11 protein-coding genes are annotated in these 11576 nt (G+C 67.5%); all 11 read left to right on the top strand.

Features of this window, described 5'->3' with window-relative positions:
• Positions 1–3 precede the first annotated feature (3 nt).
• The 11 genes from NLI01S_RS00140 (at position 4) to NLI01S_RS00185 (ending at position 11576) form a co-directional block, all read left to right on the top strand.
• A complete protein-coding gene (locus NLI01S_RS00140; protein WP_067597480.1) occupies positions 4–1071 on the top strand; it encodes an ABC transporter ATP-binding protein in 1068 nt (355 codons plus the stop codon).
• Entirely contained in the window at positions 1068–2090 is a 1023-nt protein-coding gene (locus tag NLI01S_RS00145; protein ID WP_067597150.1) for an ABC transporter ATP-binding protein, read from the top strand. Before NLI01S_RS00140 ends, NLI01S_RS00145 begins: the two co-directional genes overlap by 4 nt.
• A 7-nt stretch (positions 2091–2097) precedes the next feature.
• On the top strand, positions 2098–2289 hold the full coding sequence (locus NLI01S_RS00150) for a hypothetical protein (protein ID WP_067597153.1): 192 nt from the start codon (positions 2098–2100) through the stop codon (positions 2287–2289).
• Positions 2286–4100 (top strand): ABC transporter substrate-binding protein, encoded by a 1815-nt coding sequence (locus NLI01S_RS00155; protein ID WP_067597155.1) that lies wholly within the window; start codon positions 2286–2288, stop codon positions 4098–4100. The genes NLI01S_RS00150 and NLI01S_RS00155 overlap by 4 nt, the downstream gene beginning before the upstream one ends.
• Before the next feature lie 264 nt (positions 4101–4364).
• Complete coding sequence (gene ccrA, locus NLI01S_RS00160; protein WP_067597157.1) at positions 4365–5612, top strand: crotonyl-CoA carboxylase/reductase; 1248 nt, start codon at positions 4365–4367, stop codon at positions 5610–5612.
• A gap of 485 nt (positions 5613–6097) precedes the next feature.
• The gene (locus NLI01S_RS00165) at positions 6098–7963 is read left to right on the top strand and encodes a hypothetical protein (RefSeq protein ID WP_223809043.1); all 1866 of its coding nucleotides are present in this window, start codon (positions 6098–6100) and stop codon (positions 7961–7963) included.
• 54 nt (positions 7964–8017) lie between these two features.
• The gene (locus tag NLI01S_RS26160) at positions 8018–8725 is read left to right on the top strand and encodes an ATP-binding protein (protein ID WP_263363261.1); all 708 of its coding nucleotides are present in this window, start codon (positions 8018–8020) and stop codon (positions 8723–8725) included.
• A 97-nt stretch (positions 8726–8822) separates the two neighbouring features.
• Positions 8823–9248, top strand: a complete 426-nt coding sequence (locus NLI01S_RS00170; protein WP_067597160.1) for a roadblock/LC7 domain-containing protein — start codon at positions 8823–8825, stop codon at positions 9246–9248.
• A gap of 48 nt (positions 9249–9296) precedes the next feature.
• Positions 9297–9656 (top strand): DUF742 domain-containing protein, encoded by a 360-nt coding sequence (locus NLI01S_RS00175; RefSeq protein ID WP_084392184.1) that lies wholly within the window; start codon positions 9297–9299, stop codon positions 9654–9656.
• 22 nt (positions 9657–9678) lie between these two features.
• Positions 9679–10236, top strand: coding sequence for a GTP-binding protein (locus NLI01S_RS00180; RefSeq protein WP_067597162.1), 558 nt, complete (start codon positions 9679–9681; stop codon positions 10234–10236).
• 74 nt (positions 10237–10310) lie between these two features.
• On the top strand, positions 10311–11576 hold the full coding sequence (locus NLI01S_RS00185; RefSeq protein ID WP_067597164.1) for a styrene monooxygenase/indole monooxygenase family protein: 1266 nt from the start codon (positions 10311–10313) through the stop codon (positions 11574–11576).

An 11576-nucleotide genomic window follows, 5' to 3' on the forward strand; every position in this document is an offset into this window, starting at 1 on the left:
CCCGTGAACGACCTCCCCACCGACCCGGACACCGACGACGGCGCCCTGCTGTCGGTCCGCGGCGTCGACGTCGGCTACCGCACCGGGCGCCGGGCCCACGTCACCGCCGTCCACGACGTCTCCTTCGACCTCCACCCCGGCCAGTCCATGGCCCTGGTCGGGGAGTCCGGCTGCGGCAAGACCACCCTCGGACTGGGCCTGCTCCGCCTGCTGCCGCGTACCGGAGTCATCCCCAAGGGGGAGATCCTCTTCCGCCGCAAGGACGGCACCCGCGTCGACGTGCGCACCCTCCACAAGGAGAGACTGCGCCGCTTCCGTTGGAGCGAGGCCGCCATGGTCTTCCAGGGCGCCATGAACGCCTTCAATCCGGTGCTGCGCGTCGAGGATCACTTCGTCGACACCTTCCGCGCCCACGAGGGCGGCGGTCGACGCCCCCGGCGGGAGATCCTCGAAGAGTCCGCCGAACTCCTGGAGATGGTCCGGCTCGACCCCGCCCGGGTCCTGAACGCCTTCCCCCACGAACTCTCCGGCGGCATGCGACAGCGCAGCCTCATCGCCCTGGCCCTGGCACTGCGCCCCCGACTGCTGATCCTGGACGAGCCCACCACCGCCCTGGACCTGCTCACCCAGCGCTCCATCGTGGAACGCCTCGCCGAACTGCGCGAACGACTGCGCTTCTCGATGGTCTTCATCACCCACGACCTGGGTCTGGCCGCCGCCCTGGCCGACCGGGTCGGCACCATGTACGCGGGGCGCCTCATCGAGACCGGCACCACCCGCGACATCTTCCACCGCTCCCGGCACCCCTACACCTCGGCGCTGATCGACTCCGTGCCCCCGGTCGTCGGCGATCTGCGCGTCCCCGAATCGCTGCCCGGCGGCCCGCCCAGCCTCCACGCGCTGCCGCCCGGCTGTTCCTTCGCCCCGCGCTGCGCCCACGCCCTGCCCGCATGCGACCTCACCCGCCCGGAGCTGGACGTGCTCGTCCCCCGAGACGAGGGTCTCGCTCACGCGGCGGCCTGCCTGCGCTCCACCGACGCCGAACTCCACGCAGAGGGGGCCTCCCGTTGATCGACCACACCTTGGCCACCACCCCGGTGAGTACCGAGACGACGACCGAACCGGTGCTCACCCTCAAGGGCGCTCGCCAGACCTTCAAGACACCCCGAGGCGAAGTGCCCGCCGTCGCCGGTGTCGATCTGCAGGTCCGCCCCGGACAGGTCCTGTGCCTGGTGGGGGAGTCCGGCTGCGGCAAGACCACGACGGCCCGCATGGCCGCGGCCCTGGCGGACCCCACCGCCGGTTCCGTGCTGTTCCACGGCAAGGACGTCGCCACGATGGATCGGAAGGAACGCGCCGCCTTCCGCCGCTCGGTCCAGTACATCCACCAGGACCCCTACGCCTCCCTCAACCCGGTCCGTACCGTCTACTCCACGGTCTCCGCCGGGTTGCGTCGGCACAAGATGGTGAAGAACCACGCCGAGGCCAGGCGCGCCACCGCCGAACTCCTCGAACGCGTGGACCTGACCCCCGCCGAGGACCACCTCGACAAGTACCCCCACCAGATGTCGGGCGGCCAACGGCAACGCGTGGCCGTGGCTCGTGCCCTGGCGATGAACCCCGAGGTGATCATCGCCGACGAGTCCACGTCGATGCTCGACGTGTCCATCCGGGTGAGTCTCCTCAACACCCTCGGAAAACTCCGTGACGAGATCGGCGTCGGTTTCCTGTTCATCACCCACGACCTCGCCGTCGCCAAGTACTTCGCCTGGCACGGCGAGATCGCTGTCATGTACCTCGGCAAGGTCGTCGAACAGGGCACCACCCCCCGGGTGGTCAACGATCCGCGGCACCCCTACACCAAGGCGCTCGTCTCCGCGGTGTGCGAACCCGACCCGGACCTGGTGCACGACAAGGAACGGGTGCGGTTGCGCGACGCCGACATCCCCGATCTGACCGACCTGCCACCGGGCTGCGACTTCCATCCGCGCTGTCCCCTCTACGCCGAGGGCGACTGCGACACCGTGCGGCCCCCGCTGGTGCGCGGCCACGACCGGCTGCTCGCCTGTCACGTCGTCACCCGGGGGTGAGGGGACCTTGCTCCTCCTCGTCGGGCGCTTCGGTGTCCTCGTCGGATCCTTCCTCACCCTGGCCTGCGTCCTCATGGCCGTGTTCACATCCCCCGGCACAGCCGAGTTCGTCATCAGCGTCGTCACCGTCGGTATCGGCCTGGTCGTCCTCAGCCTCGGTCTGCTCGCCGTCCTCCTGGAAAGGAAACGTCAACCATGACCTTCCCCCACCCCCTCCACAACGCGATCCGGCAGGACCTGAGCAGACGACGCCTCCTGCGGGCCATGGGGATCGGCGCGGCCGGCGCCACGGGTGCCGGGCTCCTGTCGGCCTGTGCCGGCGGTGATGCCGCGAGCGGTGGCACCACACGGTTCACCGGGGTCTTCGACTTCGACCTGGACTCCATGACCCGCAACGTCCACCGTGAGGACGGCGCGCTGCTGCTCGGTTCGGTGTACAAGGACCTGTTCCTGTGCCCGGGCGGTGTCTACAACTGGAGCACCCAGGAATGGGACTACCTCTTGCTCGAAGGCCACGAGTGGGACGGCGACGACCTCGTCATGACGTTGAGGTCCGGCCTGAAGTGGAGTGACGGCTCGGACCTGAACGCCGACGACATGATCCGCAGCTACGCCATGCGCGTCCTGGAGGCTCCGTCATGGGGCTTCGGGTTCCCGCAGGTCCAGGACCTGGAGAAGCTGGACGACCTGAGCGTGCGGCTGGGCTTCGAGAACCCGTTCCCCAACATCGAGCGCAGCATCATCAAACACCGCATCGTCTCCAAGACCACCTACGAGGGCTACGGGGAACCCGCCTTGGACATGGTCAACGACGGTGTCCGCCAGGGCGATGACGAGCACGCCGCCTGGAACGCCGAGTTCATCGAGTTCGACCCCGACGAGATCGTGTGCAGTGGTCCGTACAAGTTCGACGAGGCGCAGATGTCGGACGCGCGTATCACGCTGGTGCGCAACGAGAAGGGCTACCAGGGAACCGAGGTCGCGTTCGACGAGGTGGTCGTCCACAAGGGCGACAACCGCCAGTCCGCGTTGTTGATCCAGAGCGGTGACGTCGACTACTCGACCCTGGCGCCCTCCGCCGCCGACCAGCAGGCCTTCCAGGGCGTGGAGGGGTTCCGCTGGATCGAGCACGCCGGCTACGACGGTTGCGGCATCATGTTCAACCACCGGGCCAAGCCGGAGGTCCAGGACGTGCGTGTGCGCAAGGCGCTGGCCTACGTCCTGGACGGCGACCAGATCGGGCAGGTCGCCCGGGGCGAGGCCTACGGCAGGGTCGAACACTACGCGGGGCTGGCCGACATCCAGGCCGAGGAGATCTTCACCGCCGAGGAACTGACCGGGTTCGAGAACTACGACCAGGACCACGAGAAGGCCACCGAACTGTTGGAGGAGGCCGGCTGGACCCTGGAGGGCGGCAAGTGGTTCCTGCCAGACGGTGAGGAGGCGAGCTTCGAGGTCATCGGCGTCGCCGGCTGGGGTGACTTCGAGCTGACCGCCACCCAGGTGGAGGAGGCCTGGAACGACTTCGGGATCAAGACCGAGGCCCGCAACGTACCCGAGGACAACCCGTGGGGTATCTGGGGCGCGGGCGACTTCGAGGTCGCCGTCCGGCACTGGGGCAACCCCGAACAGCCCGACTACTGGGGCGCGTTCCAGATGAACTTCCTGACCGAGAACGCCGGTACCGACGACTCCCCGGGCCAGGGGTTCGACCTCCAGGTCGAGAGTCCCTCCCAGGGAGAGGTGGACATCGCCGAACTGGTGGACACCGCCCAGCGCGCCGAGAGTGAGGAAGAGCAGAAGGAGGCGTTGAAGAGTCTCTCGATCATCTTCAACGAACTCCTGCCGCGCATCCCGATCTGGACCTACAAGTACCTGTCCCCGGCGGTCGAGGGCATTCGGGTCGAGGAATTTCCGACGGACACACCCACCTCGCAGAACGAGCAATACCAGGACAACCACGTCATCCTCGCCCTCATTCAGGGCGAACTGCGGCCGGTCCAGGAGTGATCGGGCGGAACGAACGGTACCGATAACGGCGGGGAGGGGCGGGCGTCGACGGACGTCCGCCCCTCCGCCCTGTCCTGTCGCCGTTTATTACGGACCGAGGCGCATTTGATTATCCAATGTCCGTTTATGCGCGGGTATACGAAGTGAATGTAGTCTCGCCTCGCGCGTGCAATCGCACGCGCGTTCTCCCGACCGCTCGATCCGCCCCCGACCACACCCCGGCCCTACTCAGGGAACTCGGTCGTCGAAAGGAACCGCTGCGTCATGCCCAAGGACCTGTACGAAATCGGAGAGGTTCCGCCACTGGGCCACGTGCCCACGCGCATGCACGCTTTCACCATCCGCAGGGAACGCTACGGAGAGCCCCGAGACGCGTTCGCGCGGGAGATCGTGCCGGTCCCCGAACTGAAGCCCGGGCACGTGTTGATCTACACGATGGCCGCGGGGATCAACTACAACAACATCTGGGCGGCCAAGGGACACCCGGCCGACGTCATCGCCGCGCGTGAGAAGGCGGGGGAGCCCGAGGACTACCACGTCGGCGGGTCCGACGGCTCCGGTGTGGTCTGGGCCGTCGGCGACGGTGTCACCAACGTGAGGGTCGGCGACCACGTCATCATGGCCTCCGGTCAGTGGGACGAGGCGGCCGACGACATCCGCATGGGCGGCGACCCCATCGCCTCCAGGACCATGCGGGTGTGGGGCTATGAGAACAACCACGGGTCCTTCGCCCAGTTCACCCTGGTCAAGGACGTCCAACTGCACCACAAACCCGAGTCCCTGCCCTGGGACGTCGCGGGCGGCTTCCTCGCCAGCGTCGCCACCGCCTACCGGCAGTTGTTCGGCTGGCCGCCCCACACCGTTCGTCCCGGCGATCCGGTCCTCATCTGGGGTGGCGCGGGCGGTCTGGGCACCGCCGCCATCCAGCTGGTCCATCAGGCCGGTGGGCTGCCCGTCGCCGTGGTCTCCACCGAGGAGAAGGCGAAGGTGTGCCGCGAACTCGGCGCGGTCGGCACCATCCTGCGGACCGAGTTCGACCACTGGGGAAGGGTTCCCGACGAGAGCGACACCCAGGCCTACGCCGAGTGGTTCCGCGGTGTACGCGCCTTCGGCAAGCGCTTCTGGGCCGAGGTGGGGGAGCGGCGCTCGCCCCGCATCGTGTTCGAGCACACCGGGGCCGACACCCTGCCCACGTCCCTGTACCTGTGCGACAACTCGGGCATGGTCGTCACCTGTGGGGCCACCTCCGGCTTCCAGGCCGATGTGGACCTGCGCTTCCTGTGGATGCGCCTCAAGCGTCTGCAAGGTTCCCATTTCGCCTCGCCGGCCCAGTGCCGTATGGCCATCCACCTTGTCGAGAGCGGTCGGATCGACCCGTGCGTGACCAAGGTGGTCGGGTTCGACGAGATCGGCGAGGCCCACCAGATCCTGCACGAGAACCGACAGCCTCCGGGCAACATGGCCGCGCTCGTCAACGCCGCTCCAGGTCAGACCGGTCTGGATCTTTCCTAGCACTCTTTCGGGGGCGCGTGACCCAGATCAGGGCCGATTGTTCGTGATACTGATGACACCTGGCTAAAAACAGACAAAAGGTATAAATGCCGCGCTCCAGGGGGCGTTCGGGGTGTTGGACGCAGGGCGTTCTCGCACGTCATGTGGGTTTCATCTGGGGCTTTTCCACCCCTTCTCCGATTCTTCTGTCAAGCGGGGCGTCCTTTGTTAGTCTGACGAACCGAACGACGGTTCTCGGTGGAAGAACGGGAATTGTGTGGAACGCGGACACTTGTCCTCCGGGTCGGGCGCACGCCGCCCGGCCCGGTGACGGGCCCGACCACACGTTCCCTCGGCCCCGAAGGCCGTCGAGGCGTTCCCCCGGCGATCGGGGAACCTGGACCGCCAGGGAACCGATCGAAGGCCCCGAAGTTTCATCCTCCCTGGTCGGGGCGGTGGTGCGGGGCCACCGCCGAGCCGCCCACCTGATTCGAGGAGACGAGATTGTGGCACAGGCGCAGTCACCGCAGGAACGCGATGACGACTCCCTGGCCAAGATGATGTCGACGGAGGGTGGGCGTGGAGCCAGGCGTGAAGGACGATTCCGCCGGGCCATCTCCCGGATGGTCAAGTCCCAGGAACCCCCGTCACCGGAGACCGAGCTAGGAAATCCCGTGCATCAGCCCGTGCATCCGCACTCGCAAGAGCCCGACGACCGCTCGTCGGGCGGCGAGGCCACACCCGTGACGGAGCCCTCCACCGGACCCTTCTCCGCGTCCGCCGAGAACGGTTACCGTCCCGCTTCCAGGGTGAGCGTCCCCAACCCCTATACGACCAGGAACGTCGAGGTCGACGATGTCGACACCGGCGCGACCCCGGTCGGTCAGTGGCGCGGCGTCGGGCTCGACGAGCCCGAACCCCGCAGCCAGAACACTCCCGCCACCACGGACACCATGACCGACATCCCCACCCCGTCAGAGAACACGGAGCGGCCCCAGGCCCCCGTGTCCCCACCCGCCCCCGGGGTCGAGCACCGGCCCGAGCCGGGGCAGCACGTGGTCTCCGATCCGTACGGAGCCGAGGGACGCGGCACGCGACCACCGCGTCCGGAAGCGCCGCCGGAGACCCCGCGGCCGCCGGCCGAGCCCCCGGCGCCGCAAGGCCACTGGGCGCCCCCGCGGGAGGAGCGGCGGCCGTCGCGACACGAGCAGGGCCCGCCGACGCCCTACGAGTCGCAGAGCCCCTCTCCCTCCAGGCACCAGGGCACGGAGCAGGGCTGGGATCGGGGCCCGGACGGTCAGGACCCCTACGGTCCGCGAGGACGGCAGGGACCCGCGGCCCCGTACGAGTACCGCGCACCGCAGGGTCACGGGGAGGGACAGGGGCACCCCGGGCCGTACGGCCACCAGGGCCCGCCCGCCCACCCCGGCCCCCAGGGGTACCCCGACCACGGCTACCGAGGCGGGTACGAGCCGAACTCGTACTACTACCAGCGGCCGTACCACGAAGCCCACCCCGCTGCTCCACCCGCCGGGTACCCGCGGGCCGACTACCCGCCGCAGCCGCCGCAGCCTCCGGTCCCGCAGCCCGCGCCGCACTATCAGGCCTACGCGCAGCCGATGCCGTACCAGAACGCCTACCCGCTGCCCTACCAGCCGCCCGGCTACGTCCTGCCGGGGCAGCCGATGGTCTACCCGGGCCAGTTCGCGCCCTACGGCCAGATCAACCCCTATGGTCAGCCCGTCCAGCACGTCATCGTGCTCGCAGCCGGGCAGCAGCCGCAGGTGATCACCGCCGAGTCGGCCGCCACGCTCTTCGCCGAGCGCGCGGAACCGACCCTCTCTCCGGAGGTGCGCCAGGACAAGGCGCTCACCCGGGCGGAGGAGGCGGGCGAGGAGACGGCCCCGGAGCGGGATCGGCCGAACGCCGAGACCCCGATCGAGCAGGAGACCGAGGCCCCCACCCCCGCCCCCGAGCCCGAGGACGGAGTGGTCCAAGAGGAGGAGACCGCCGCCAAGACGGAGGCGGCCGAGGCGGTCTCCGAGGTCCTGCGCGACTCCACCGGAGACCTCCTCAACGAGGCGCTCGCCGGCCTGGCCATGCGCGACCTCTCCCTGGTCGACGCGCTGCTGGAGATGGTCGAGGAACTGGAGACCAGCGCTCAGGACCCCGACCTGCTCGACAAGCTCTTCCAGATCGACAACTTCGCGACCCGTATGCGGCGTAACGGAGAGAACTTCCTGGTGTTGACCGGGCATGACGGTGGCGAGTCCGACGCTCACGACGAGATCGTTCCGTTGCTGGACGTGGCCCGCGCCGCTACCTCGGAGATCAAGGACTACCCCAGGGTCACCCTCGGCAAGATCCCCTAGGCCTCCATCACCGGTCTGGCGGCCGACGACATCAGCCACCTCCTCGCGGAGTTGTTGGACAACGCCACGGCGAACTCGCCCGAGCACTCACAGGTGGTGATCAGCGCCCAGGAGTTGGACGACGGGCGCCTGATGATCGTCGTCGAGGACGAGGGCGTGGGCATCCCCGAGTCCCAGTTGGCCGAGCTCAACAACCGGCTGGAGGGCGAACCGGTCCTCGATGACGAGGTGCCCCGGCACATGGGCCTGTACGTGGCCAGCCGCATCGCCCGCAAGCACGGCCTGGAGGCCCGCCTGGAGCCTCGCTCGTTCCGTGGGGTGAGTGCCTACACGATCATCCCCCAGGGACTTCTGCGGGTCGCCACCCCCCGGGTACCCGGACAGGCCCGAACCTCGACGACTCCGAGCGCGAGCGCCTCCGTGACACCGATCGGATCGACCGGCAACGGCAAGACCAACGGCACCAACGGTTCCCCCGGAGCCAACGGAGCACTCAAGCCGTCCACCGGCGGGAGCTCCGCCGTCACGGCGGCCGGTCTGCCTCGACGCAGCGCCACCCCGCACGGTTCGCCGCTGCGGATGATGCCGCACCCCGGAGCGCTCTCGGACAACCCGCCGCCCGCGCCGAAGGGCAGGGAGGACACACCGCCCAAGCTCACCGGTGAGGCCCGAGCGGAGCAGATCCGTGACGAGATCGGCGACTTCCTCGATGGGGAACGCGCCGCTCTCGAAGGCGAGGAGCTCGAGGGCGACCAGGAATGACGATCGACACGGCGACCCGCGCGGCACCGCGCGGTCCCGCCGTCTCCCAGACCCCCAGCGAATCAAGAAACTCGGCCGAGGCAGGTAGAGCACAAGCATGACTGAATCCACGAACGACAGCGTTGAGAACTTCTCGTGGCTCATCGACCGGTTCGTCCGGGACGTGCGCGGTGTCGAGCACGCCGTGGTGGTCTCCTCCGACGGCCTGGTGCTGACCCACTCCAGCGACTTCCCCGAAGAGCACGCGGAACAGCTCGCGGCGATCTCCAGCGGCCTGCACAGTCTGGCGGTCGGTGGAGCCGGTCTGTTCCAGCGAGGTGAGTGCGAGCAGCTGCTCGTCCGCTTCAACCACGGCCACCTCTTCATCATGGCCATCAGTGACGGTTCCTGCATGGCGGTGCTGACCGCACCCGGTACGGAGCTGAAGATCGTCGGTTTCCAGATGGCCAAGCTCGTGGACAACGTCGCCCACGTGCTCACGCCGCAGTTGCGCTCGCAGCTGCGCGAAGTCATCCAGAACTGACGACGGCGTGTTCCGTAACGGTTCGGCAGGAATGAGGTTGCCTCGGCTATGAGCTTCCGAAGGCGAAGGAGTAACCGTGTCCGCCCGTTCACCTTCACGGGTGGGCGTACCCGGTCACGGCATCCGCTGATGGTGCAGACCCTGGTCTCGACGTCCGAGCCCGGGCAGGACCCTCCTGGCACCCTCATGCCGGAGTCGATCAACATCCACAAGCTGTGCCGGGAGACGCGGTCGCTCGCCGAGGTCTCGGCCGAGCTGAACATCCCTCTGGGCGTCACACAGGTGCTGGTCAGTGACCTGGCTGAGCAGGACCTGGTGTACATCCACCCGACCATCACCGGCAGCAGTCCATCGGAAAACCAGGTTCTGGAGAGGGCTCTTCGTGGTCTCGAACGACTTTTCCAGTGACAACAGGTCGAATCGCAAGAAGATGTCGAGCAAGATCGTCATCGCCGGTGGCTTCGGCGCCGGCAAGACGACCTTGGTGCGCTCGGTGTCGGAGATTCCACCGGTCACGACCGAAGCGATCATGACCGAGGCCAGCGTCGGACACGACGACACCTCGGTCACACCGGACAAGACGACCACCACCGTCGCGATGGACTTCGGTCGCATCACCATCGACGACGAGCTGGTCATGTACATGTTCGGTACACCGGGTCAGGCCCGGTTCTGGTTCATGTGGGACGATCTCGTCCGTGGCGCCGTCGGTGCCGTGGTCGTGGTCGACTGCCGAAGGCTCGCGGACTCCTTCGACGCCGTCGACTACTTCGAGACGAACAAGCGCATCCCCTACATCGTGGCGCTGAACAAGTTCGAGGGCCGTCTCGACTACACCTCGGATCAGGTCCGTGAGGCCCTGGAGGTGAGCCCGGAGGTGCCCATCATCGATTTCGACGCACGGCACCGGATGTCCGGCGGCGACGTACTCAAGACCCTTTTGCGGTACGCGCTGGAGCACAAACGAACGAGCGAGCCCGTCGCCTGACGGGCGGGGGCCGCTCGGACTCGTGTTCGACCCTCCCCACAGCCCCGTAGATTCCCAGGAAAGTTAGCGACACAATGCGCAAGATCCTTATCGTCGGCGCCGGCCACGCCGGCCTGCACCTGGCCCACGGGCTCTTGACCCATGGCTACGACGTCACGGTGATCACGGGGCAGTCCTCGACGGAGATCCGGACGGGACGGTCCTCCGTCACGCAATTCACTCTCCCCACGGCTCTCAGCCACGAGCGGGAGTACGACCTCGACCTGTGGAGTGTGTTGTCCCCGCAGGTCCGTAACCAACGGATCCATCTCTACCCAGGGGCGGACAACCCTGCCCTGTCCTTCGTGGGTAGGACCGGCCGGAACAACGACTACATGGTGTCGGTGGACCGCCGAGTGAAGATGGCCGACTGGTTGGAGTTCTTCGAGGACCGTGGGGGCAAGGTCGTCATCCACGGCGTCACCGTCACCGACCTCGACTACTTCTCCCGGATGTTCGACCTGATCATCGTCGCGGTCGGCCATGGGGAACTCGGTCAACTCTTCGACTACGACGAGAGCCGTTTCAGCGGAGCCCGACCCCGCTCCATGGCCCAGGCGTTGATCTACGACGTGTGGCCGGACTCCGAGGACGACGTCAACGTCGGCTGGGCGGCCTCCGCAGCAGAGGCCGGGAACACCATCCTCATGCCCATCCTCAGCCAGGAGGGCCCCTGCCACGCCCTGGTCATGGTGGACAAACGAGGCGGACCGATGGACGCCTGGCCTGACCGCCCGGGCCCTGAGGAACAGCTGCGCCGGATGAAGGATCTGATGCGTCGCTACGCTCCGGAATACTACGAGCGGGTCAAGGACGCGGCGCTGATCGACGGCGACAACAGTACCCTCACCGACGAGGTCACCCCTCAGGTGCGCAACCCTGTCGGGGTTCTGCCGTCCGGAGGGAGGGTGCTGGGTATGGCCGATGTCGTCGTCACGATGGACCCCTACGTCGGTCAGAGCTGGAACAACTCCATGCACTGTGCGAAGGCCTACCTCGAGGCCATCATGGAACACGGAGACGGGAAGTTCGACGAGGACTTCCTGGTCGGCATGTTCGATCGGTTCTGGAAATTCGGTCTGCACAACCAGCTGTGGTCTGAGATGAATTCCACCATTTGGGATCAGGGCGACCTGCCGGATTACTTCCACCGGCTCATCGAGGGGGCGCAACACCATCCCGAGATCGCAGATCGTTGGATCCAGGGGTGGGACTACCCGCCTGACTACGCCAATTGGCTCCTGGACCCGGAAGAAGCCATGAGGTATCTCTCCGAGGTCCAACAGCGGCACGGAGGCTGA

The sequence above is a fragment of the Nocardiopsis listeri NBRC 13360 genome (genome assembly GCF_001570765.1).
Taxonomy (GTDB): domain Bacteria; phylum Actinomycetota; class Actinomycetes; order Streptosporangiales; family Streptosporangiaceae; genus Nocardiopsis; species Nocardiopsis listeri.